The organism is Glutamicibacter protophormiae, from assembly GCF_014647495.1.
Lineage (GTDB): Bacteria > Actinomycetota > Actinomycetes > Actinomycetales > Micrococcaceae > Glutamicibacter > Glutamicibacter protophormiae.
Genome location: NZ_BMPH01000001.1, coordinates 99,037 through 120,670 on the forward strand (window position 1 = coordinate 99,037; position 21,634 = coordinate 120,670).

At 68.6% G+C, this 21,634-nt stretch carries 20 protein-coding genes and 1 pseudogene; 16 read left to right on the forward strand and 5 right to left on the reverse strand.

Annotated elements, in window-relative coordinates; translation table 11 throughout:
• Positions 1 to 29: 29 nt before the first annotated feature.
• Complete coding sequence (locus IEY43_RS00480) at positions 30 to 929, reverse strand: J domain-containing protein (protein ID WP_188946628.1); 900 nt, start codon at positions 927 to 929, stop codon at positions 30 to 32.
• A 115-nt stretch (positions 930 to 1,044) separates the two neighbouring features.
• Here IEY43_RS00480 and IEY43_RS00485 point away from each other — a divergent pair, with 115 nt between their 5' ends.
• On the forward strand, positions 1,045 to 1,944 hold the full coding sequence (locus IEY43_RS00485) for a diacylglycerol/lipid kinase family protein (protein WP_188946629.1): 900 nt from the start codon (positions 1,045 to 1,047) through the stop codon (positions 1,942 to 1,944).
• Here IEY43_RS00485 and IEY43_RS00490 read toward each other — a convergent pair.
• Together IEY43_RS00490 and folP are read right to left on the reverse strand one after the other, a co-directional pair.
• Complete coding sequence (locus IEY43_RS00490; protein ID WP_188946630.1) at positions 1,941 to 2,678, reverse strand: dihydrofolate reductase family protein; 738 nt, start codon at positions 2,676 to 2,678, stop codon at positions 1,941 to 1,943. The two genes, IEY43_RS00485 and IEY43_RS00490, sit on opposite strands and share 4 nt — an antisense overlap.
• A 17-nt stretch (positions 2,679 to 2,695) precedes the next feature.
• Positions 2,696 to 3,622 carry a dihydropteroate synthase gene (folP, locus tag IEY43_RS00495; RefSeq protein WP_188946631.1) on the reverse strand — a complete coding sequence of 309 codons (927 nt, stop codon included), beginning with the start codon at positions 3,620 to 3,622 and terminating at the stop codon, positions 2,696 to 2,698.
• Positions 3,623 to 3,736: 114 nt separating this feature from the next.
• Here folP and IEY43_RS00500 point away from each other — a divergent pair, with 114 nt between their 5' ends.
• The 3 genes from IEY43_RS00500 to mnmA are packed head-to-tail and all read left to right on the forward strand — an operon-like array spanning position 3,737 to position 6,941.
• Positions 3,737 to 4,543: a hypothetical protein gene (locus IEY43_RS00500; protein ID WP_188946632.1), complete on the forward strand. Its 807-nt coding sequence runs from the start codon at positions 3,737 to 3,739 to the stop codon at positions 4,541 to 4,543.
• 29 nt (positions 4,544 to 4,572) lie between these two features.
• Positions 4,573 to 5,808: a cysteine desulfurase family protein gene (locus IEY43_RS00505; RefSeq protein WP_188946633.1), complete on the forward strand. Its 1,236-nt coding sequence runs from the start codon at positions 4,573 to 4,575 to the stop codon at positions 5,806 to 5,808.
• A complete protein-coding gene (gene mnmA / locus IEY43_RS00510) occupies positions 5,805 to 6,941 on the forward strand; it encodes a tRNA 2-thiouridine(34) synthase MnmA (protein WP_188946634.1) in 1,137 nt (378 codons plus the stop codon). Before IEY43_RS00505 ends, mnmA begins: the two co-directional genes overlap by 4 nt.
• A 96-nt stretch (positions 6,942 to 7,037) precedes the next feature.
• On the opposite strand, the gene IEY43_RS00515 is transcribed toward mnmA, so the two are convergent.
• Positions 7,038 to 7,352 carry a DUF2249 domain-containing protein gene (locus IEY43_RS00515; RefSeq protein WP_188946635.1) on the reverse strand — a complete coding sequence of 105 codons (315 nt, stop codon included), beginning with the start codon at positions 7,350 to 7,352 and terminating at the stop codon, positions 7,038 to 7,040.
• Positions 7,353 to 7,494: 142 nt separating this feature from the next.
• Between IEY43_RS00515 and IEY43_RS00520 the strand changes: the two genes are divergently transcribed.
• The 3 genes from IEY43_RS00520 to IEY43_RS00530 are packed head-to-tail and all read left to right on the forward strand — an operon-like array spanning position 7,495 to position 12,001.
• Positions 7,495 to 8,160, forward strand: coding sequence for a helix-turn-helix transcriptional regulator (locus IEY43_RS00520; protein WP_188946636.1), 666 nt, complete (start codon positions 7,495 to 7,497; stop codon positions 8,158 to 8,160).
• Positions 8,157 to 9,290: a DUF8744 domain-containing protein gene (locus IEY43_RS00525; protein WP_188946637.1), complete on the forward strand. Its 1,134-nt coding sequence runs from the start codon at positions 8,157 to 8,159 to the stop codon at positions 9,288 to 9,290. The genes IEY43_RS00520 and IEY43_RS00525 overlap by 4 nt, the downstream gene beginning before the upstream one ends.
• Positions 9,287 to 12,001 (forward strand): multicopper oxidase domain-containing protein, encoded by a 2,715-nt coding sequence (locus IEY43_RS00530; protein WP_188946638.1) that lies wholly within the window; start codon positions 9,287 to 9,289, stop codon positions 11,999 to 12,001. The genes IEY43_RS00525 and IEY43_RS00530 overlap by 4 nt, the downstream gene beginning before the upstream one ends.
• On the opposite strand, the gene IEY43_RS00535 is transcribed toward IEY43_RS00530, so the two are convergent.
• Positions 11,994 to 12,506 carry an SRPBCC domain-containing protein gene (locus IEY43_RS00535; protein ID WP_188946639.1) on the reverse strand — a complete coding sequence of 171 codons (513 nt, stop codon included), beginning with the start codon at positions 12,504 to 12,506 and terminating at the stop codon, positions 11,994 to 11,996. The genes IEY43_RS00530 and IEY43_RS00535 overlap by 8 nt on opposite strands.
• 197 nt (positions 12,507 to 12,703) lie before the next feature.
• Between IEY43_RS00535 and IEY43_RS00540 the strand changes: the two genes are divergently transcribed.
• The 9 genes and pseudogenes from IEY43_RS00540 (at position 12,704) to IEY43_RS00580 (ending at position 21,624) form a co-directional block, all read left to right on the forward strand.
• The gene (locus IEY43_RS00540; protein ID WP_229777206.1) at positions 12,704 to 12,958 is read left to right on the forward strand and encodes an LLM class flavin-dependent oxidoreductase; all 255 of its coding nucleotides are present in this window, start codon (positions 12,704 to 12,706) and stop codon (positions 12,956 to 12,958) included.
• Between the two features lie 43 nt (positions 12,959 to 13,001).
• Positions 13,002 to 14,438, forward strand: coding sequence for a recombinase family protein (locus tag IEY43_RS00545; RefSeq protein WP_188946640.1), 1,437 nt, complete (start codon positions 13,002 to 13,004; stop codon positions 14,436 to 14,438).
• 393 nt (positions 14,439 to 14,831) lie between these two features.
• A complete protein-coding gene (locus IEY43_RS00550; protein WP_007321353.1) occupies positions 14,832 to 15,080 on the forward strand; it encodes a hypothetical protein in 249 nt (82 codons plus the stop codon).
• Positions 15,081 to 15,422: 342 nt separating this feature from the next.
• Complete coding sequence (locus tag IEY43_RS00555; protein ID WP_188946641.1) at positions 15,423 to 16,844, forward strand: Rep family protein; 1,422 nt, start codon at positions 15,423 to 15,425, stop codon at positions 16,842 to 16,844.
• On the forward strand, positions 16,841 to 17,428 hold the full coding sequence (locus tag IEY43_RS00560; protein ID WP_068256103.1) for a hypothetical protein: 588 nt from the start codon (positions 16,841 to 16,843) through the stop codon (positions 17,426 to 17,428). Before IEY43_RS00555 ends, IEY43_RS00560 begins: the two co-directional genes overlap by 4 nt.
• Positions 17,425 to 17,886 (forward strand): annotated as a pseudogene (locus IEY43_RS18465) (relaxase/mobilization nuclease domain-containing protein); the annotation flags it as partial. The gene IEY43_RS00560 and the pseudogene IEY43_RS18465, both read left to right, overlap by 4 nt.
• Before the next feature lie 412 nt (positions 17,887 to 18,298).
• On the forward strand, positions 18,299 to 19,204 hold the full coding sequence (locus tag IEY43_RS18470) for a hypothetical protein (protein WP_040521891.1): 906 nt from the start codon (positions 18,299 to 18,301) through the stop codon (positions 19,202 to 19,204).
• A gap of 87 nt (positions 19,205 to 19,291) precedes the next feature.
• Entirely contained in the window at positions 19,292 to 19,660 is a 369-nt protein-coding gene (cmtR, locus tag IEY43_RS00575; protein WP_007321358.1) for a Cd(II)/Pb(II)-sensing metalloregulatory transcriptional regulator CmtR, read from the forward strand.
• On the forward strand, positions 19,657 to 21,624 hold the full coding sequence (locus IEY43_RS00580) for a heavy metal translocating P-type ATPase (protein WP_188946642.1): 1,968 nt from the start codon (positions 19,657 to 19,659) through the stop codon (positions 21,622 to 21,624). Before cmtR ends, IEY43_RS00580 begins: the two co-directional genes overlap by 4 nt.
• Positions 21,625 to 21,634 lie beyond the last annotated feature (10 nt).

The following is a 21,634-nucleotide window of genomic DNA, read 5'->3' on the forward strand; positions in this document are numbered from 1 at the left end:
GGGGTGCGAACGCAGATCGAGTCATCGGCCTAGTACATGCCGCCGATCAGCCGGGCGAGGACTTCGCGGTCCACGATATTCGGCGAGGGTCCGGAGCCGAGGAACAGCTTGAGCTCGCGCACCAGACCCGCTGCATTGAGCACGTTCGCGGAGCTCGCCAGCGAGGGCTGGGCGTTGCGATGGTAATCGATCACCGGTTCGTGGTGGTTCCCGTTGGAGGCCAGGACCAGCGTGTAGGCGGCGACATTCATCTGCATGAAGGCCCGCTGCATGCCGGAGATCTGAATTTCCGGGGGCTGCGTCATCTTGTTGCCGTGGCGGAGCACCGAGCCGTCGAAGGCATAATAGCCCTCGGGCAGCGTCATCGTGTTGACAACCGCCATCCGGTATCCGGCGGTCAGCACGTGGTCGTAGTGGCCCCCGTTGGGGGAGCGCAGCCCGTTGACCAGGCGTGCCGCCGGCAGCACGTTGAGCACGTTCTTGCTGAGCAGGTTGATGGTCGTGGCCTCGCGCTGCAGGCGCGACCGGGAGCTGAACATGCCGCGTTTGCGCGGTTCCCCGTGCACCCGCTGCGCGGACCGCTTGGAGTCCAGGGCGGTGAACTGGGCATCGTTCAGCGGCGGAACGTACTCGGTGGGCAGCTGGGCCTTGGGCTGCTGCGGCGTGGTGCGCAGCCGTTCATCGTACTGGCGGGCGCTGAAGCCTGCCCGCGGCGCCTGGCCCGGGGACTGGAAGCTGCGTTCGAAGGAATCATCGGACTGCTGGTCGCTGAGCTGCTGGAACGCGCGTTGGACTTCCTTGAAGGCATCTTCGCTTCCGCCCAGATCCGGATGCGTGGCGCGCGCGGCCCTGCGGTAGGCGACCTTGATTTCTTCCATGCTTGCCGTGCGGGATACGCCAAGGATTTCGTGGGGGCTCGGCGAGCTCATAGTCAGGCAAGTTCCTTTCGATGCGGCGCACTATCGCCGACCCTTACTATCGTAGCGAAAGACCTGTGGCCAATGCTTTCCGAATCTGTACGTTAGCTGGGTATTGTCTATAGGCATGTCCGTCCAGCACCGTTTCCAGCGCATCGAGATCGTCTTCCACCCCGCCTCGGGCAGGGGCCGGGGAAGCCGCCGCGCAACGCAGCTGGCCCAACGGCTGGCTGGCGCGGGCATCCAGGCGAACCTGCTCGACGTCTCGTCGCTGCCTTCGGCGCGGATCGCCGCACAGCTTGCGGAAGCGGACGCGGTGGTGGTGGTCGGCGGGGACGGGCTGATCCACCACGTGGTGCAGGTGCTGGCCGGGACCGGGATTCCGCTCGGGATCATCCCGGCGGGCAGCGGCAACGACACCTGGCGTATGCTCCGCGACGCGAATCCCGCGCAGTCCATGGACCGGGTTGCCTCGTTCCTTGGCGGGGGGACTGCCGCGCACCCGGTCGATCTGCTGGAGGTCGAGTTCGACGAAACACCGCACCGCACCCGGCTCGTGGTCGGGGCGATCTCCTGGGGATTCGAGGCCACGGTCAACGCCCGGGCCAACCGGCTGCCGCGCGGCCTGGGATCTTTGCGCTACATCGTGGCGCTGCCGCTGTGTCTGCCGAGGCTCAGGGCCTTCGACACCCGGGTCGCCGCCAAGGGGCTGGACTACCGCGGACCGGCGCTGGCCGCCAGCATCGCCAATATCCGTTCGCTGGGCGGCGGCATCACGCTGTTCGCCTCGGCCGAGTTCGACAACGGGCTGGCGGACCTGTCGCTGGTGCGCGGCGGCCGGATCGCCCCGGTGCTCAGGCATGTGCCGCGGATCCTGGCCGGGCGGGAGCATCCCTTCCGGGTTTCGGCCAGGGCGAAGGAATTCAGGGTGGGGGCCGCAGGGGACTGCTATGCCGACGGGGAACGGCTGGGTCGAGGGGCGTTGACCGTGCGGGTCGTCCCCGGAGCCCTGCCGCTGATGCGCTAGCGGTCGACGCGGTACTCGGCGAAGAGCATCGAATTTTCCTCCAACAGGGTATGCAGCCTGAGGCTGCGCTGCTGCTCGCGGACCGAGCGGGCGATACGCGACCCGGCTCCCGCCGCGAGGACGGGGGAGTAGCTCACGCACAGGGAGTCGACCTGCCCGGCGGAGATGAACTGCCCGAAGATGTGCGGTCCTCCCTCGGCGTGGATGAACTGCAGGCCCCGCGCATCGAGGTCGGCGACGATCTGCACCGGGTCGGGGCCCTCGCCGTTGTTTGCGACCTGGACCAGCTGGACATGCTCCGGATAGCTCTCGCGCAGCGGCTCGGCGACCTGTGCGCAGGTGTACAGCAGCACCGGCCCGGGCGAGGCCGTCAGTACCTCGGCGTCCGGGGCGATGGACAGGTTGTGGGAGACGATGGCGAAGACGGGGTGGGCGTCCAGCCCGTGGGCGGTGCGCCAGGCCTGGTCCGCGTCGGAGACCAGCGGGCCGGCATAACCCTCGGCGCGGACCGTGCCTGAACCAACCAGCACCACATGGGCCAGCCGGCGCAGCAGGCTGAAGATCCTGTGGTCCCCGTTTGAGCCGAGCGCCCCGGACAGCCCGCCGAGCTGGGCGCTGCCGTCGGCGCTGGACACGAAGTTGAACCGGACGAACGGCAGGGCGGCGCCGGCGTAGCGGGAGAGCAGGTAGTCGTCGTCGACCTGCTCAATCGGCTGGGGCAGAAGGGCTCGCATGGATCTCCTTGGATGCTCTAGGCGCTGGCTTCGCATTCGGGATGCGCCGGGGGATTGACGTCCCCCATATTGTGGATCTGCCTCACCGGCTGGCGCCAGCCCTGGGCGGCTTCGATCAGGCGCACGGTTTGCATGGATTCCGGGATGTTGTGCATCCGCAGGATCCGCGCCCCGCCCATGGCGCACATGGTGGCCGCGACCATGGAGCCCAGCATGCGTTCGGACTTCGGCAGGTCCAGCGTCTCCCCGATGAAGTCCTTGTTGGACACCGCCGCCAGCGCCGGATAGCCTAGTTCGGCAATGGCCTGGAACCCGGCGGTCAAGTCGAGGGTATGCCGGGTGTTCTTGTTCAGGTCGTGCCCGGGATCGATGATGAGCTTCGAATCCTTGATGCCGAAGCCCTTGGCCAGCTGCACCTTCTCGTGCAGGTAGCGGCGCACCTCGGCGAGCACGTCGTCGTAGTGCGGGCGGGGGTAGATGGTGCGCGGTTTGGCCAGCGAATGGGTCAGCACCAGATGCACGTCGTTGGCGGCCACGACCTTCGCCAGCTCGGGATAGGCCAGGCCGGTGGTGTCGTTGATGACATCCGCCCCGGCGTCGATGGCCGCCTGCGCCACCAGCGGATGGAAGGTGTCCGCCGAAATCACCACGTCGCTGCGCCGGCGCACCTCGCGGATCACCGGCACCACGCGCTCTGCTTCCTCGCGCCAGGGCAGCTCCGGGCCCGGGGAGAACGGCACCCCGCCGATATCCACCCAGTCCGCCCCGGCGTCCACCGCACGCAGCGCCGCCGAAACGGCCTCATCCAATCCGAACGTCGACCCGGCGTCGTAGAAGGAATCCGGCGTGCGGTTAATCACCGCCATGACCGCGATGCGACGCGAGAAATCGATGCTCTTGCGGGCGAACTGATGAATCGGGACCAACAGATCTGGCATGTACATCGGTGGCGGCTCCCTTGAGACGGCTGGCTGACGGTGTGGACCTACTTCATCATTCATATCACTGCGGCAGCCGAAACCCTCGGTGGCAGGGGAATGGCTCGGTAGTCTTAGGACATGCAGTTTTCCCATGTCTCCGCTGAATACGGCCAATGGATCATCGACGCCTGCGCCGATGCAGACCCGCTGACGGTCACCGCCCAGGTGCCGGTCGGCTATGAACGCTACGCCCGCATCCTCCATCCGGCGCTGGATGAGGACGACCGCCAGGTGGGCTGGTCCACCGTGGCCGCCAGCCGCGGCCACGTGCTGACCGCCGCCGATTCGTTTGAAACGGTTGCCGGACTGGATGCCCAGGGCAACCCGGTGGCCGAGGACGCCTGGGTGGATACCGACCTGCCGCTGGACGAGCTGCCGGCCAACCAGTGGAAGGACCTGGCCCTGCAACTGATCCAGGCCAGCGGCAAGCAGGAGTTCGTGCTGGGCCTCTGGGCGGGCTATGCCTTCATTGAAGGCGGCGAGCGCATCCAGATCGAGCTGGAGCCGGATCCTGCGCTGAACGACGAGCAGAATGCCGCGGCCCATGCCGCCGCGCTCGCCGAGGCGCAGAAGCCCGCCTTCGCGGACGAAGACCTGGCCGGAGGCCCGCTGGAGCTGGGCGGCGGCTACCGCAACTACCACCTGTTCCGCGCCGATGCGGCGTTCTTGAGCGATCCGCTGTGGGCGAAAACCGCGGCGGGGGAGCAGCGCCAGCGCCCCTCGCTGGTCTTCCCGGAGGACCGCTGCTGGATGCTGTCCACCGAACCCTATGACGACTGCACGTTGGTCGGCGGGCCGTCCGCGCTGATCGAGGCGATCTTGAAGGATCCGGGCCTCGAAGCCATCGAGGTCGGGCAATTCACACGGATCGGGCATTCAAACTAGGAGCGCGAAGCTCGTACCATGGAAGGGATATGAATACTTCCGCCGTATACTTGGACCACGCGGCAACCACGGACATGACCCCGGCGGCGCTGGCCGCCATCACCGCGCAGTTCGCCGCCACCGGCAACCCCTCGTCGCTGCACACGGCGGGCCGCCGCGCCAACCGCGTGGTCGACGACGCCCGCATCGCGATCGCGGCCGCCGCCGGCGCGCATTCCAGCGAGCTGATCTTCACCTCCGGCGGCACCGAATCGGACAACCTGGCGCTCAAGGGCCTGTTCTGGAACCGCGTGAACGCCAACCCGGCGGCGCGGATGATCCTGGTTTCCGGGATAGAGCACCACGCGGTGCTGGATACCGTCACCTGGCTGGCCGAGCACGAGCAGGCCGAACTGTGCTGGATGCCGGTGGACGCCGACGGCGTGCTGGACCTGCAGGCCGTGCGCGCCCTGCTGGAAGAACACCACGAACACATCGCCCTGGGCACCATCATGTGGGCCAACAACGAGGTCGGCACCGTGCAGCCGGTTCCGGAATTCGCGGCGCTGCTGGCCGGTTACGGGATTCCTGCGCACAGCGACGCGGTGCAGGCCTTCGGCGCCGTGCCGACGAACTTCGCGGACTCGAAGCTGGCGGCGATGTCCATCAGCGCCCACAAGATCGGCGGCCCCGTGGGCATCGGCGGACTGCTGGTGCGCCGCGACGTGGCCCTGATGCCGGTGCAGCACGGCGGAGGACATGAACGCAAAATGCGTTCGGGAACGCTGAACGCCGCGGCGGCGGCAGGCTTCGCCGCGGCCGCCACGGAAGTCGCGGATCACCTCGCCGAGGAAGCCGCGCGGCTGAGCGGGTTGCGCGAATACGCGGTGCAGCAGATTTCGCAGCTGGTCCCCGAGGCGGTGCTCAACGGCCCGCGCGACGCGGAGAACCGGGGCACCCGGCTGCCGGGGAACCTGCACTTCACCTTCCCCGAATGCGAGGGGGATTCGCTGCTGTTCGTGCTGGACATGCTGGGGATCGCCTCCTCCACCGGATCGGCGTGCACCGCCGGGGTCCCGCAACCCTCCCATGTGCTGCTGGCCATGGGCCGGGATGCCCGGTCGGCGCGCAGTGTGCAACGTTTCACACTGGGGCATAGATCCACCCGGGCAGACGTTGACGCATTATTGGAAGCCTTGCCGCAGGCCTATGAGCGGGCAAGGAAGGCTGGAATGGCAGCCGATGAAAGCAGCATCCACACGGCAGGAACGGGTTTTACGCGATGAAGGTACTAGCAGCAATGTCCGGCGGCGTGGACTCGGCGGTCGCCGCGGCCCGTGCGGTCGAGGCCGGCCACGATGTGGTCGGCGTGCACCTGGCCCTCTCGCGCATGCCCGGAACCCTGCGCACCGGCTCGCGTGGCTGCTGCACGGTGGAGGACTCCAACGACGCCTGGCGCGCCTGCGACAAGCTGGGCATCCCGTTCTACGTGTGGGATTTCTCCGACCGGTTCGCCGAGGACGTGGTGGACGACTTCGTTTCGGAGTACGAGGCAGGCCGCACCCCGAACCCGTGCATGCGCTGCAATGAGAAGATCAAGTTCGCCGCCCTGCTGGAAAAGGCGCTGGCCCTGGGCTTCGACGCGGTCTGCACCGGCCACTACGCCAAGGTGCTGCGCGACGAGCAGGGCAATCCGGAACTGCACCGCGCCGCCGACTGGGCCAAGGACCAGTCCTATGTGCTGGGTGTGCTGACCCACGAGCAGCTGGAGCACTGCATGTTCCCGCTGGCCGAGACCCCGTCCAAGGCCGAGGTGCGCGCCGAGGCGGCCGCCCGCGGCCTGACCGTGGCGAACAAGCCGGACAGCTATGACATCTGCTTCATTCCCGACGGCGACACCCGCGGCTGGCTGGCCGAACGCATCGAGATGAAGCCCGGCGCGATCGTCGACCACGAGGGCAACGAGCTCGGCGAGCACGCCGGAGCCCAGGCCTTTACCGTCGGGCAGCGCAAGGGGCTGCGCCTGGGCCGCCCGGCTGCGGACGGCAAGCCGCGCTTCGTGCTGGAGATCCGCCCGAAGGAAAACAAGGTCATCGTCGGCCCGGAGGCCCTGCTGGCCGTGGACCAGCTGCGCGGCATCCGCATTTCCTGGGCCGGACTGCCCATCGGGGAAGTGTCCACCGGCGCCGAATTCGACTGCATGGTGCAGGTGCGCGCCCACGGCGACCCGGTCGCCGCGGTGGCCCACATGGAACGCTCGGCCGAAGGCCGCGACGAACTGGTAGTCAACCTGCCCGAGGGAATGCGCGGCGTCGCCCCGGGCCAGACCATGGTCGTCTACCAGGGCAGCCGAGTGCTGGGCCAGGCGACCATCGACTCCGCCCGCTCCAGCGCCTGGGATCCCGCGAAGGTCGGATAACGCGCCCCAAGGATTGCGCTTCACGAGCGATGGCCCCGGCCTGCGCGAAACCCGTTGAGGTTTCGCGCAGGCCGGGGCCATCGCTGTTTCGACCGGCTAGCTGCGCACGAACTTGAGCTTCCACCGCTGCGGTCCTTCTTCGAGGTAGCTGACCTCGAAGGCCGTCTCATCGCGCTGCCGCAGCTGGGCCAGCAGCGGCAGCGGATCATGCGTGGCCGACAGCACCAGGCCTGCACCGGGCCGCAGCGAATCCAGCGCGCCGAAGATGGCCGCGTGGCGGACCGCATGGGGGATCGCCTGGACATCGAGCTGGGGGAGGTCCTCGTCATGCCCGCCGCAGGCGCAGCCGCCCGGCGCGTGCTGCTTCTGGGCTTCTTCCCTGCTGCCGGAAATCTCGATGCGTTCTGCCATGATCTGCTCCCTTGCCCGGCTCCGGCGTCGCCTCGTGGGGCGCATGCCGGTCCGCGTGGTGCGGTTCGATTTATTTTATTACACTTAACTTAGTGGAAAATAACGGGGCAGGAAAGAGCTGGCTCCAAGGAGGCGCGGAATCATGGGCAAAGGACCGGAGGGCGGAGCGCCCCGGCGCAGCGGAGGCGGGCGCGTTCACTCGTCGACCCGCGAGCGGATACTGTCGCTGGTCGAAATGCGGAACGAGGGCCTGAGCCTGCCTCAGGTGGCCGAGTTTATGGGCCTGCATGAGAACACCGTCCGGAGCCATCTGGACGCGCTGCTCGCCGACGGGTACGTGCAGCGGGAGTCCGCGCCCGCCGCCGGCCGCGGGCGGCCAGCATGGATCTGGCGGGCCGCGGCGCCAACCCCCTCGCCGTTCGCCGCGCTGGCCAACGTACTGGCCGACCAGGTGGCGCTGTTCAGCGACAACCCGGCCCGGGCCGGCATCGAGGCCGGCCAGCGCTGGGGCGCAATGCTGCCAGAAGCCGCCCGGGAAGGCGATGCCCGTGGCGCGGTTCTCGACTCGCTGGCTGCGCTCGGTTTTGCGCCCCGTCTCGAAGCCGACCACAGCGTGTCGCTGCTCTCCTGCCCGCTGCTCAGCGCGGCCCGGGAGAACCCGCAGGTCATCTGCAACGTGCATCTGGGGATCGTGCGGGGGATCCTGCAGTCCCGCGGACGGGATCCTGCAGGAAGCCGGATCCTGCCTTTCGCGCTGGAGCACGGCTGCCGCCTTGAACTGTCGCCACAGCGCGAGGGGCAACGATGAGCCCGGCCTCCTATGCTGCGCCGTCCAGGCCCAAACGCCGGGGACGGTGGCGCCTGGCCCTGATGCTCCCGGCCGGCCTGTGCCTGCTGGCCGGGCTGGATGCGGCGCTGATCCTGCTGGATGTACCCGCCCCGGTGCAGATTGCCGCGTGGGGGCCGGCGCATTCGCTGGCCATGGTCTTCGGGTTTGTCGGAGCGCTGATTGCCTTGGAGCGAGCGGTGGCCTGGGGGCGGGCCGCGGGCTACGCGGCGCCCGTCCTGCTGGCGCTAGGCGGTGGCAGCCAGCTGTTCGCCGCGCCCCGGGCGCTGACCGGAACGCTGCTGATCCTGGGCATGGCCGCCCTGCTGGCCACCTACTACCCGTTGTGGCGCAGGCAGCGTGCCGACGCGGTGCTGATCCAGATGCTCGGCGCCTGCGCCGGGCTGGGCGCCACCGTGCTGTACACCGGCGCAGTGGAGATCTCCTTGCTGCTGCCGTGGCTGGCCGCGTTCCTGGTGATGACCATCGCCGGGGAACGGGTTGAGCTGGCCCGCATCCAGTTGACCTCGCGCTCGCAAGCCCTGGCGGTGGTCCTCAACGTTGCGCTGCTCATGTCCGCCGCGGCGTCCACGCTGTTCGTCCAAGCCGGGACCGTGCTCTTCGGTCTGGTGCTGTGCGCACTGGTGCTCTGGCTGGCGGTCAACGACGTCGCGCGGCGCACCGTCAAGTTGAAGGGCGCGCCGCGCTACATGGCGGCCTGCCTGCTGGCCGGCTACTTCTGGCTGCTGGTTGCCGGCGTCGTCTGGATGCTGGGGTACCCGGCCGGCTCCGGCGCCTATGATACTGCGGTGCACGCGGTTTTCCTGGGCTTCGTGATGTCCATGATCATGGCCCATGCGCCCACGATCCTGCCGGCCGTACTGGCCATCGACCTTCCCTACCGCCAGGCCATGTGGCTGCCGGTGATCCTCATGCATGCCGGCTTGGTGATCCGCCTGTGGCTCGGCAACGGGTTGGGTGGGCAGCTGGCATGGCAGGTCGGTGGTGTTCTCAACGTCGTCGCGCTGCTGCTTTTCGTGTTCGTGGCCCTCGCCAGCGCGTTGCTGGCGCTCGCGTCCGCACCCGCCTCCGGGAAGGAATCCGTTAAATGAACCTGCCGTTGAGCACCGGGCCCGCCGCGGCGAAGGTCCCCGGCCGGGGTTTCTGGCCGCTGCGCGACCTGCCCACGGCGCTGTGGCTGATCCTGGTGGTTGTCGTCGCGCTGGTCCACCGCCAGCTGCCGGCGCCCCGCTGGCTGCTGATCCACCTGCTGCTGCTCGGCGCGCTGTCCCACGCCATTCTGGTCTGGTCGCAGTACTTCGCCACCGCGCTGCTTAAACGCGTGGTGACCGTCCAGGAACGCCGCCGGCAGTCGCTGCGCCTGGGGCTGATGAACGGCGGCGCCGCCGTGGTGGTTGCCGGGGTGCTTGCCGAACTGTGGCCGTTGACGCTGGCCGGTGCGCTGCTGGTCGCCGCGGCCGCGGCATGGCACGGAGCCTGGCTGTACCGCAGCCTGCGCGGCGCGCTGCCCTCGCCCTATGCCGCGAGCGTGCGCTACTACATCGCCGCCGCCTGCTTCCTGCCGATCGGCGCCGGGCTGGGAACCTGGATTTCCGCCGGGCTCGCTTCTCCGCTGCATGAGCGGCTGACCTTGGCCCATGCGCTGGTGAACCTGCTGGGCTGGGTCGGGCTGACCGTCGCCGGAACCCTGATCACGCTGTGGCCCACGATGCTGCGCACCCGCATCGCCACCCATGCCGCGGTGCGCCTGCGCCGGGCGCTGCCGGTACTCGCAGCCTCGGTGCTGGTGGCCGCGGGCGGGGCGGCCGCGGGACTGCTGCTGGTGGCAGCCCTGGGTGTGCTCGGCTATCTGGCAGGGCTGGGAATGACTGCCTCGCCGTTCATCCATGCCGCCAGGGCCAAGCCGCCGCGCAGCTTCGCCACCTTGTCGGTCCTGTCCGCGGTCTGCTGGTGGACGGGCACCCTGGTGTGGACGCTCTACGCCCTAGCTGCCAGCGGCGACTGGACGCAGATGGGCCGGCACTTCGACACCATCGTGCCGTACCTGGCCGCAGGCTTCGCCGCGCAGATCCTGCTGGGCGCGCTGTCCTATCTGGTGCCCGTGGCGCTTGGCGGCGGGCCGCGCCCGGTCCGCGCGGCGGCCACGGCCTTCGACCGTGGAGCCGCCTGGCGGGTGAGCATGGCCAACGCGGCCTTGCTGGCCTGCGCCCTGCCGGTCTCCTCGCTGGTGCGTGTGCTGTGCTCGGTGCTTTACCTCGGCGCCATGGGCAGCTTCATCCCCTTGCTCTTCACCGCCTTGAAGGCCCATCGCTTGGCCAAGAAAGAAGCCGCGGAATCCGCAGGCCAGCCGAGGGCCCGCGAGCGCGGCCCGGTGGAACCCGAAGGCGCCCGCCCGCCCGGCCAACGCCTGGGCCAGGCGGCCGCAGGTCTGATGTCGGTTGTGCTGGTGATCGCCGTCGGCGTAGCGCTGGATCCCGCGGCCGCCGGGATCCGCCCGCCGGCCGCTTCCACCGCGCAGCAGCCGGTCGACCCTGCCAACGCACCGGTCAAGACCGTGCAGATGACCGCCAAGGACATGCGGTTCACACCTTCCACCATCGAGGTGGAAGCAGGAACACGGCTGGTCATCGAATTGGCCAACACTGATGCCGCGCAGGTCCACGACCTGGTGCTGGCCAACGGGAGCGACTCCGGGCGCCTGGCGCCGGGCCAGAGCGCCACCGTGGACGCCGGGGTCATCACCGCAGACATGGAGGGCTGGTGCTCCATCGTCGGGCACAAGCAGATGGGCATGGTGATGCGGATCGTGGTGACCGGCGCCGCCGCCGCCGCCGCCGCACCCGGCGACACGGCACCCGAGACGTCCCACGGACACCTGCAGGATGCTGGCCAGCCGCCCGCGGCCGCGGGACCCGACCTGCTGGCCCAGCCCGCGGACGGATTCACCGCACGCAACCCGGTAATGGATCCACTGCCTGCGGACACCGGCAAGCCGGCGCTGCACAAGAAACGCTTCACGGTCAGCGAGCTGCAGGCCGAGGTGTCGCCGGGGTTCACGCAGAACCTGTGGACCTTCAACGGCACCGCCCCGGGTCCGGTCCTGCACGGACGGATCGGCGACAAATTCGAAATCACGCTCTACAACGACGGCACCATGGGCCACTCCATCGACTTCCACGCCGGGTCCCTGGCCCCGGACAAACCGATGCGAACCATCGTCCCTGGCGAGGAACTGACCTACACGTTCACTGCCACCAAGTCAGGGATCTGGATGTACCACTGCGCCACCGCACCCATGAGCGCGCACATCGCCAACGGCATGTACGGAGCGGTCATCATCGAACCCGAGGACCTGCCCGCGGTGGACAAGTCGTATGTGATGGTGCAGTCCGAGTACTACCTCGGCGCGGAAGGGCAACCGGTGGACGTGGACAAGATTGCAGGAGGGAACCCCGATCTGGTGGTGTTCAACGGCTACGCAAATCAATACTCCTTCGACCCGCTGCAGGTTGCCACCGGTGAACGCATCCGCATCTGGGTACTCGCCGCGGGCCCCAACAGGCCCAGCAGCTTCCACGTGATCGGCGGCCAGTTCGACACCGTGTACTTCGAAGGCGCCTACCAGCTGGACGCCCGCGATCGAACTGGCGGGGGTTCCCAATCCCTGGCGTTGGCACCGGCGCAGGGAGGATTCGTGGAACTGGTGCTGCCCGAGGCCGGGAACTACCCGTTCGTCACGCACTACATGTCGGACGGGGAGAAAGGGGCGCACGGCATGATCAGGGTTTCTGATCCTAACTAGCGATCGCCGTAGCCCCGGGTCCTTCCATGCCGCCCGGGTCCGGAGCGTCAGCGGCAGCGCCGGCAAGGAACCTGCCGAGCTGCGCCAGCACGATGCGGTGGCCGGAACGGCTGCCCTCGATCATCGCCGCTCCGATGAAAGAGGTCACCTGGCTGGTGACAGCCACCTGCGTCGCGCCGCCCAACGGCTCCAAGGTCCAGGAGACCAGTGCGGAGGACAGCGGTGTCTCGTTGGTCCACACGGTTTCCGCATAGACGATCACCCGCTGCTCGACCACGCGGAGGTACTGCGCCTCGACGAGGAAATCCAGGGAACCCAGCGGGCCGCAGCGGTAGCTCTCGCGTCCGCCTTCGCGGAAGTCCTCGGCGGCGTACTCGATGCCTTCCCCGGCAGGTACGCCCCACACGCAGCGGCGCGCGGGGTCGGCATACGCATTCCAGACCTCGACGCAGGGAAAGGGGATGCGCCTGCTCAGCGTGATGGTCTCATGGACAAGTGCATTCATTGCGCCGCTTTTCCTCGGTTCGGCTAGTTGCTCGCAATTATTGGCACTGCGACGGGCGAATTCAAGGGCCTCTCAGGGGGATCGACCTGCGGACAGGGGCATGTTGTGAGTGTACTCATAACAGGAATATTGACGCGTCAATTACTATTGTGGCTGGTAGGTGAAAAGACCACCGACTTTGTTCAAACGGAGATGACATGCCAAAGAAAATTGGTTTCCTGACCTTCGGCCACTGGTCGGGCACTGCAAACTCCGCGGTTCCCACGGGTGCCGCCGCGGTGCGGCAGATGGTGGATCTGGCGCAGGCCGCTGAGCGCAGCGGCTTCGACGGAGCCTGGCTGCGCGTGCACCACTTCGACCGTTCGCTGTCCGCCCCGTTTCCGCTACTGGCGGCCATGGCCGCCTCGACGACCACACTTGAGGTTGGCACCGGAGTGATCGACATGCGTTAGCGCATATCGTGGTTACAACACTCGTCCACGTAAGCTTGGTTGCATGGTCGAACTGGTAGCGCTGAGGAAGACGAACGAGGTGGCGGCCTACGTCCGCGCCTCCATGGACCGCAAGGGCGACCGCTGGACGGTCGATACGCAACTGAGGAAGATCAGGGCACTGGCCGAGGCCAAGGACTGGACCGTGGTCGAGGTCTACGAGGACAACGCGGTGTCGGCGACGAAGAAGCGTCGAGCTGGTACCCGCTGGGCCGAGATGCTGGACGACGCCCGAGCAGGTCGGTTCTCGATGGTCGTCGCCGTGGACATGGACCGACTGCTGCGGAGCACGAAGGACCTCAACACGCTGATCGACCTCGGCCTGCGCGTCGTCACAGTGGACGGCGAGATCGATCTCTCGACAGCAGATGGAGAGTTTCGGGCGACGATGCTCGCAGCACTCGCCCGGTTCGAGGCACGGCGGAAGGCGGAGCGGCAGATCAGGTCGAACGAGCGCCGACGTGCCGAGGGCATCCCCGCGTCCACATGGAAGGCGTTCGGCTGGACGAGGGAGGGCGAAGTGATCGAGGAGGAGGCCGCCGCCGTCCGGCGGGCCTTCGACGCGTTCCTCGGCGAGCCATCGCTGTCGATCCGGCGCATCCGAGAGGACCTGAACAACGCCGGTCATCTCACCGCGCGCGGGTCCGAGTTCTCCGTCGATGCCGTGCGGTACCTGCTGGCGAACTCGCTCTACGCTGGCTTCATCCGCCACTACAAGACCGGCGAGCTGTACCCGGTGCAGGGCGAGGCGTTCCCGCCCATCGTCGGCGAGCAGACGTGGCGGGCCGCGGTGGCGAAGCTGGAGGACAACGTGCGGAGGTCGGCGAGGCAGGGCAATCAGCCGAAGTACCTCCTGTCCACGATCGGCCTCTGTGGGAAGTGCGGCGCGACGCTCGTCTCGGGGACAAATAGCCGCAAGCAGCCGACGTACCGCTGTGGCGAGCAGTTCCACCTCACCCGCCAGCGCGAGCCCGTCGATGCGATGGTCACCGAGGCGGTGCTCACGCGCCTGTCGTCCGTGGACGTGCACGACCTCGTGATGCCGCAGGAGGACGACGGGCCGGATCGCGAGGAACTGCTGACCGAGCGGAACGCCCTGGTCGAGCGTGTGAAAGAGCTGAGCCCGCTGCTGCGCGACATCCATCAGCCGGTCCTGGAGATCACCGCGGCGATCAACGAGGTGAAGGCCCGCATCGATGAGATCGACACGGAGCTGCTGGACCGCTCGGTGTCGGTGGCGGCGAAGCTGCTGGCGGGCGGGGAGGAGGCGGTCGGCACCGCGGAGCGTCGTGAGGTCGTCGAGTCGAAGTGGAAGGCGTTGGACATGGACCGTCGCCGGATGCTCGTGGACGAGCTGGTGACGGTGACCATCGAGCCCATAATGCCGGGTCACGTGAAGTTCGACCCCGATCTCGTGCGGATCGAGCCGAGAAGCGACTGACTCATGACTCGACTCGTCATTGCACTGGTGAGTCGAGTCATGGGAGAATGGTTGCAGACAAGAAGATCCCACCGGGGCCGCGACTTAGAAGCGCGGGGTTCTGCTCCCGGATGAGTAGCCGGTCAAACAGCCCAATTACCGTGGCGGGGAACCGGAAGATACTCATGTCTGAGGACTTCCGATGTCTGTCGTTATCGACGTCCCCCGCGCATCCGCGCTCGACCACCCTCGCCTCGATCAGGGCTCCACTCCTTCGCCGCAGGCAGACGGCCACGATCCCGTCATCGCCGCCGCCCGTGCCGCTGGCCGCCGAGCCGGTGAGCGCCTGGCACTCACTCCGCTGACCCCGCGCCAGCGCGCCGCCGTTGCCTCTGTGATGGGTGGTGGTCGCTGATGAGCGCGAACTCCGCCGCCTTCGATCACCTGACCGGCTTCCGCTGGCGTCAGGGCGACCCGTCCCTCGCCGACGCCGAGGCCCAGCTCTACGACCTCGGCGTGCTCCGCTCCGTACTGGAGGAGGCGGTCGAGATCGCCGTCGCCGACGCCCGCGCCGACGGGGTGACCTGGGCCAGGATCGGCGACGCGCTCGGCGTCACGCATCAGGCTGTCATCAAGCGCTACGGCCGGGGCGGTGGTCGCTGATGTACGCCGACGCACGCAACCTCAGCACCGCTCCCACCGACCTGACCCCGCCCGGAGGGCCTGGCCTGGCACCCGCCGAAGGCGGGCTGCCCGTCGTCGTGATGACTGCCCGTAGCCGTGCTTCGCACTCCAAGAGTTACGAGACCCTCATTCGTTCCTACGGGCGCGGCAAGGGCTTGTCGATTGCCGCGCCATGCAACAACGTGCCTGGTCAGCAGCCGGTTCCGCCCTCGCTCCGTCGCGTGGCCTCGTGGGATCATTTTGGGTCTCATTTGGGGGTCAATAGGGGGTCATTTAGGCGCCGCACTCCCTCTGAGACCCTCCGCGCCGCCCGCGGCGGGGGTGGTCGCCGTGGCTAAGCAGGAGAACAACCCGACGAGCATCGGGCTCACGCAATACCTCGATCCGTCGTACTGGGCCTGGGCTGCCGAGGACCCGAACGGGGCCGCGCTGCTCCAGCAGGGTGCCGAGGCGATCCTCGCCTACGTGGTGCAGCGGCTCGAGGCCACCGGCTGCGAGGTCGTCGAGGCCTACGGCATCGTGCACGACAAGGACGAGCGCGAGGTCTGGAGCGACACGGAGAAGGCCCTGGTGGTCGAATTGAAGCCCGAGCACCTGCACGCCGTGATCAAGTTCGCCAGCCGTGCGAAGAGTGCGCCGCTGGATCGGCTCGCGTTCGGCATCGGTGTCGAGCCTCAGTACGTCGAGAAGCCTGGCCGCGGGCGGTACGCCTTCGACAACATGCTGTCGTATCTGACGCACGTGAAGTACGCGGACAAGCACCAGTACGCGCCTTCGGAGGTTGCCACGGTGCGCGGGCCTGAGTATCTCGGGATCGACGCCCAGCGCCGGGAGACGTGGCTGAAGGGCCGCGCCCACGTGAAGAAGAAGGTCGTCGCCGAGAACTTCGAGGACATGCGGGAGCGCGTGCTCCAGGATGAGATCACGCGGGATCAGATCATGCTCACGGACGAGCTGTTCGACATCTACTCGCGGCATCAGCGGGAGATCGACGACGCGCTGTCGGCCTACGGCCAGCGTCGCGCATACCGGGCAGCGGCGAAGCTCCGCGCCGGTGAGTTCTCGACGCACGTGGTGTTCGTCCATGGGGATGCCGGGATCGGTAAGACCCGGTTCGCCACGGACTTCATCACCGAGGCGATCAACGCGGCGAACGCGCACGGCGAACGGTGGCAGGTCTACCGGGCTGCGACGGGGAACCCGCTTGATGACTGGCGAGGCGAGGAGGTGCTGCTGCTGGACGATCTGCGGGCCTCGGCGATGGATGCGAACGACTGGCTGCTGCTGCTTGATCCGTACAACGCCTCGCCTGCGAAGGCTCGGTACAAGAACAAGGGCGAGGTGGCCCCGCGGCTCATCGTCATCACGGCGACGATCGAGCCTGTCGAGTTCTTCTACTACGCCCGCCAGAAGGGCAACGTGGACGAGGCGCTGGACCAGTTCATCCGCCGCTTGGCCTCGGTCGTGAAGGTCTATCGTGCCGACGACATCAATCGTTACCTCGTGCAGCACATCGGGAAGATCGAGCCCTACGAGTGGCACCAGTGCAGCATCCCGACCGCCGCACACACGCCCGGCATGTACGGCAACGCGTATCACCAGAACGTCGGGTCGCGGGAACTGACCTACGGTCCGGAGACCTCGGCGGAACATGACGCGGAGGGCGCGGTTGCTGAGCTGCTGGGCGGGCTCGCGGTGCGGAGCCCTGACGTGCCGCTGGCGCTGATCGGAGGTGCCGCATGAGCACCGAACGCGATGCGCTCTTCCAGGGGGTCGAGGGGGCCGGAGGCCCCTCGCAAGCAGCCGGGGAGGACATGAGCGCCAGCGAAATGTCCGACACGGCTACTGCTTGCCACTCTGGCGTACAGGTGGAGCAGCAGACCGACTCCCAGGTGAACACCGGTCGGACTGATGCGGAGGCTGTGCGGCAGAGTCACGGCGGCGCGAAGCGTCGTGGGGGCCGCGCGAAGCTCGATACCGACTTCGGAGAGGAGACGCTCATGGCGCTTCGCACTCGTGCGAAGCGGCTCGGGCTGGCTCCGAGCACGTGGGTGCGGACCGTCGTGCGCGATGCGCTCCATGCCTCTCGGAGCGAGGAGCTGGACGCCGCCGTGGCCGCGCACCTGCTCGGGGTCGAGGAGCGCGTGCAGGCGTCTGCTGATGCTCGGGAGCTGGCCGCCCAGGTGCGCCCGCTCGCGATCAACGTCAACGACCTGGACCGCCGTGCTCGCGCGGGTGAGCCGGTGGCGCTGTCGGCGGAGGTGCCCGAGCTGATCGAGCTGCTGCGCGAGGTCCGCGCGCTGCTCGGGGATCGGGCGGCCTCATGAGCACGACGCATTACAGTCCGAGCGCCAGCGCCGCCGACACCGAGCGCTACATCCGTGGCAAGGAGGACGAGCGGGGCGTCGCGATCACGTGCGACGTGCCGGGAGGCCCCGGCGCGTTCTCGGCGCGCGCTCGGGCGCTCACGCAGAACACGACGCGCGAGGTCGAGGCGCTGCACTACCGCCAGTCGTTCAGCGACGAGGAGTTCGACCCGAAGAACCCCGAACACGTGCAGCGGGTGAACGATCTGGGCTACCAGCTCGCGAAGAAGATGCACCCGGATTCCGACTGCCTCATCGTCAGTCATGTGGATGGGCGGGGAAAGAAGCCGCACAACCATATTTTGGTCCTCAATCACAACAACCGCACGGGAAAGGCGCTCTCGGACTACCGCACGTTCCACGACCGCAAGGCCGGGAATCAGAAAGGCGTGCAGTCGGCGAACGACGAGCTGATGCGCGATCACGGCCTCTCGGTCGTGAAGCGTCTGGAGCACGCGCCGAAGGACTGGGAGCTGCGCCGCGAGGACTTCGCCGAGGGATCGCTCGACCGCGAGATGGGCGACCGGATGAGCGCTGCCCTGACCGATCCCCGCGCGGTGGACAAGGCCGGTCTCGAAGCGGTGATCGACGAGCAGAACCAGCAGCTCGGCGATGACGGGGAGAGGGTGCCGCGGATGCGGCTGCACAGCCCCGTCAGCAAGAAGGGCAAGCGCGCCGGGCAGGAGACCTGGACGCTCTACATCGAGGACCGCCGCGGCGAGTCCGGGCGCGCCGAGCGCCGCAAGCGCGCGAGCGCACTCTCGGCGGACTTCACCCCGGAGGGCGCGCAGGCGTTCTTCGACTACCACCAGCAGCAGAAGGAGCAGGAACATGAGCGCAGCACTCGACAGGCTGAAGCAGCAGAACGGGCCCGTGCAGTCGCCGCCGCCGCTCGGCAGTCCGGAGACGATGGAGCTGTTGACCTCGATCCTCGCCGCCGTCGAGGCGCAGAATACGAGGATCGCCACGCTGGCCGAGCAGCAGAAGAAGCTCGCGGGGTTCGTGAAGGTCATGGACGAGGAGACGACGAGGCGGCTGGAGCGGATCACGGCCCCGGCGTCGACCTCCTCGCCCTCCAGCGACGTGTCCGCGAGGATCGCGAGTATCGAGAGCAGGCAGAACGAGATCGCGAGCACGCTCGGCGAGTTCGCGCAGAGTCTCAACGGCGAGAGCTTGAACGCCGCGTCGCGGAGCTTGGTCGCGGAGGCGCAGAAGAATCGCGCGGCTACGGCCTCGGCGATTGAGGGGCTCAAGGCGCAGGCCGCGGCGAACCAGAAGCTCTTGAGCCAGGTCGGCGGCGCGGTGCAGCGGATCGAGAAGCGCACCGAGGAACGGGTCGAGAAGGCCGTCGAGCAGGTCGCCGGGGAGGCTTCGACCACGATGACCGCGAACCTCGATGCGTCGAACGAACGGGCCGAGCGGATCATCGCGGCGACGGCGAAGCTGGAAGCGCGTCAGCTCTGGTCGGCGGCCGCGGCGATGTGCCTCGCCCTCCTGCCGGTGGTCGTGGTCGTCGCCGGGCTTTGGATGGGTATCGCCGGGCTCATCACCGGCGCTCAGTGGGCGCTGGACGTGGACGGGAGCGTGTGGCTCGGCATCGGGCGGTGGCTCGCGGTCGGCGCTGGCCTTGCCGGGTCCGGCTACGGGCTCTTCGCGTCCGTCCGGTGGGCCGCCGGTCTCGTGGAGACGTGGAAGGGTCGCGGGATGCCGACGTGGCCGAGCTGGCGCAAGAGGTGACCGTGATTCCCGAGGGCAAGCGCGCGGAGCGCGTGCGGCAGCCCTGCAACTGGACGATAGGTCAGCACACACTGTATAGTTCAGTGCATGCTGACTATTGCTTCGCGCCTCGACGTCATGAACCGGCTGGGCCGGGCCATGGCGGACCCGACGCGCTCCAAGATACTGATGTCCCTGCTCGACGGCCCGAGCCACCCCGCCGTGCTCTCGCGCGAGTTGGGGCTGACGCGGTCGAACGTGTCGAACCACCTAACCTGCCTGCGCGACTGCGGGATCGTGGTCGCCGAGCCCGAGGGCCGCCAGACCCGCTACGAGATCGCCGACCCACACCTGGCCGCGGCGCTGACGGCGCTGGTGGACGTGACGCTGGCGGTGGACGAGAGCGCGCCGTGCATCGACCCGCACTGCTCGGTGCCCGGTTGCTGCGCCGCGACAGGCTCGGAGGACGCTTCGTGAGCGCGGCCTGCGGCTGCGACGAGCCGGCCGCCAGCGCCGCCGAGGAGGTGGAGGAGGAGGCCGAGCGCCCGTGGTGGCGCGACCCGGGCCTGGTGGTGCCGATCCTCTCCGGCGTCGCGTTCGGCATCGGCCTGTTGCTGGAGTGGTTGGGGCTGCACGTCGCGGCGCTGGTCGCGTTCTGGGCGGGCCTGCTGCTGGGCGCGTACACGTTCGCGCCCGGCGCGCTGCGGAACCTGTTCGTCAAGCGGAAGCTGGGGATCGCGCTGCTGATGACGATCAGCGCCGTCGGCGCGGTCATCCTCGGCTACGTCGAAGAGGCCGCCGCGCTGGCGTTCCTGTACTCGATCGCCGAGGCCCTGGAAGACAAGGCGATGGACCGCGCCCGCGGCGGCCTGCGCGCGCTACTCAAGCTCGTGCCGGAGACCGCCACCGTGCTGCGCGACGGTGCCTCGGTCGAGATCCCGGCGAAGGAGATCGCCGTCGGCGACGTGCTGCTGGTCCGCCCGGGCGAGCGGGTCGCGACCGACGGCCTGGTCCGCGTTGGCCGCTCCAGTCTGGACACGTCGGCGATCACCGGCGAGTCGATCCCGGTCGAGGTCGCGCCCGATGATGCAGTGTCGGCGGGCGCGATCAACACCGCCGGAGTCCTGGAGGTCGAGGCGACCGCGGCGGGCACCGACAACTCGCTGACCACCATTGTGGAGCTGGTCGAGCAAGCCCAGGCCGAGAAGGGCGACCGGGCCCGCATCGCCGACCGGATCGCCCGCCCGCTGGTGCCCGGCGTGATGGTCCTCGCCGTCCTTATCGGCGTGCTCGGCTCGCTGCTCGGCGACCCCGAGACCTGGATCACCCGCGCCCTGGTCGTCCTCGTCGCCGCCAGCCCGTGCGCGCTGGCGATCGCGGTGCCCGTCACCGTGGTCTCCGCGATCGGCGCGGCGACGAAGTTCGGCGTCGTCATCAAGAGCGGTGCCGCCTTCGAGCGCCTCGGCGGCATCCGCCACCTCGCCGTCGACAAGACCGGCACCCTGACCCGCAACCGGCCCGAGGTCACCGCCGTCGTCGCCGCCGACGGGTTCGACGACGCCCAGGTGCTCGCCTGGGCAGCGGCCGTGGAGCAGCACTCGACGCACCCGCTCGCCGCCGCCATCGCCGCCGCGGGCCAAGGAGCGCCCGCCGCCCAGGACGTGACGGAGGAGGCCGGGCGCGGCATTGGCGGCATGGTGGACGGCCGCCGGGTGACGGTGGGCAGCCCCCGCTGGATCGACGCGGGGCCGCTCAAGGCCCGGGTCGAGGACCTGGAGGCCGAGGGCCAGACTTGCGTGCTCGTGGCCGTCGACGGCGAACTGGCCGGGGCGATCGGCGTCCGCGACGAGCTGCGCCCCGAGGTCCCCGAGGTCGTGCGCACGCTGCGGGCCCAGGGCGTCGAGGTGAGCATGCTCACCGGCGACAACGCCCGCACCGCGCACGCGCTCGCGCAGCTCGCTGGGATCGGCGACGTGCACGCCGAGCTGCGGCCCGAGGACAAGGCCCGCATCGTCGCCCAGCTCTCTAAGGCCTCGCCGACGGCGATGATCGGCGACGGCATCAACGACGCCCCCGCCCTGGCCGGTGCGACCGTGGGCATCGCGATGGGCGCGACCGGATCCGACGCCGCGATCGAGTCCGCCGACGTCGCCTTCACCGGTCACGACCTCGGCCTGATCCCGCAGGCTCTGCGGCACGCCCGCCGAGGCCGGGCGATCATGAACCAGAACATCGTGCTGTCCCTGGCGATCATCACCGTGCTGCTGCCGCTGGCCATCACCGGCGTGCTCGGCCTGGCCGCAGTCGTCCTCGTCCACGAAGTCGCCGAGGTCGTCGTCATCGCCAACGGGCTGCGCGCCGCGCGTGCCCGCAAGAGCCAAGCGGCGGCTGCGTCGCCTGAGACGGCGTCACCGGCCGCGGTCCGCGCGGACAGAGCCTGAGAGGAGTGGA

What these genes read in the sequence shown, in the direction of transcription:
- IEY43_RS00480 (WP_188946628.1), bottom strand. Translation starts at nt 929, where the DNA reads ATGAGCTCGCCGAGCCCCCACGAAATCCTTGGCGTATCCCGCACGGCA.
- IEY43_RS00485 (WP_188946629.1), top strand. Translation starts at nt 1,045, where the DNA reads ATGTCCGTCCAGCACCGTTTCCAGCGCATCGAGATCGTCTTCCACCCC.
- IEY43_RS00490 (WP_188946630.1), bottom strand. Translation starts at nt 2,678, where the DNA reads ATGCGAGCCCTTCTGCCCCAGCCGATTGAGCAGGTCGACGACGACTAC.
- folP (WP_188946631.1), bottom strand. Translation starts at nt 3,622, where the DNA reads ATGTACATGCCAGATCTGTTGGTCCCGATTCATCAGTTCGCCCGCAAG.
- IEY43_RS00500 (WP_188946632.1), top strand. Translation starts at nt 3,737, where the DNA reads ATGCAGTTTTCCCATGTCTCCGCTGAATACGGCCAATGGATCATCGAC.
- IEY43_RS00505 (WP_188946633.1), top strand. Translation starts at nt 4,573, where the DNA reads ATGAATACTTCCGCCGTATACTTGGACCACGCGGCAACCACGGACATG.
- mnmA (WP_188946634.1), top strand. Translation starts at nt 5,805, where the DNA reads ATGAAGGTACTAGCAGCAATGTCCGGCGGCGTGGACTCGGCGGTCGCC.
- IEY43_RS00515 (WP_188946635.1), bottom strand. Translation starts at nt 7,352, where the DNA reads ATGGCAGAACGCATCGAGATTTCCGGCAGCAGGGAAGAAGCCCAGAAG.
- IEY43_RS00520 (WP_188946636.1), top strand. Translation starts at nt 7,495, where the DNA reads ATGGGCAAAGGACCGGAGGGCGGAGCGCCCCGGCGCAGCGGAGGCGGG.
- IEY43_RS00525 (WP_188946637.1), top strand. Translation starts at nt 8,157, where the DNA reads ATGAGCCCGGCCTCCTATGCTGCGCCGTCCAGGCCCAAACGCCGGGGA.
- IEY43_RS00530 (WP_188946638.1), top strand. Translation starts at nt 9,287, where the DNA reads ATGAACCTGCCGTTGAGCACCGGGCCCGCCGCGGCGAAGGTCCCCGGC.
- IEY43_RS00535 (WP_188946639.1), bottom strand. Translation starts at nt 12,506, where the DNA reads ATGAATGCACTTGTCCATGAGACCATCACGCTGAGCAGGCGCATCCCC.
- IEY43_RS00540 (WP_229777206.1), top strand. Translation starts at nt 12,704, where the DNA reads ATGCCAAAGAAAATTGGTTTCCTGACCTTCGGCCACTGGTCGGGCACT.
- IEY43_RS00545 (WP_188946640.1), top strand. Translation starts at nt 13,002, where the DNA reads ATGGTCGAACTGGTAGCGCTGAGGAAGACGAACGAGGTGGCGGCCTAC.
- IEY43_RS00550 (WP_007321353.1), top strand. Translation starts at nt 14,832, where the DNA reads ATGAGCGCGAACTCCGCCGCCTTCGATCACCTGACCGGCTTCCGCTGG.
- IEY43_RS00560 (WP_068256103.1), top strand. Translation starts at nt 16,841, where the DNA reads ATGAGCACCGAACGCGATGCGCTCTTCCAGGGGGTCGAGGGGGCCGGA.
- IEY43_RS18470 (WP_040521891.1), top strand. Translation starts at nt 18,299, where the DNA reads ATGAGCGCAGCACTCGACAGGCTGAAGCAGCAGAACGGGCCCGTGCAG.
- cmtR (WP_007321358.1), top strand. Translation starts at nt 19,292, where the DNA reads ATGCTGACTATTGCTTCGCGCCTCGACGTCATGAACCGGCTGGGCCGG.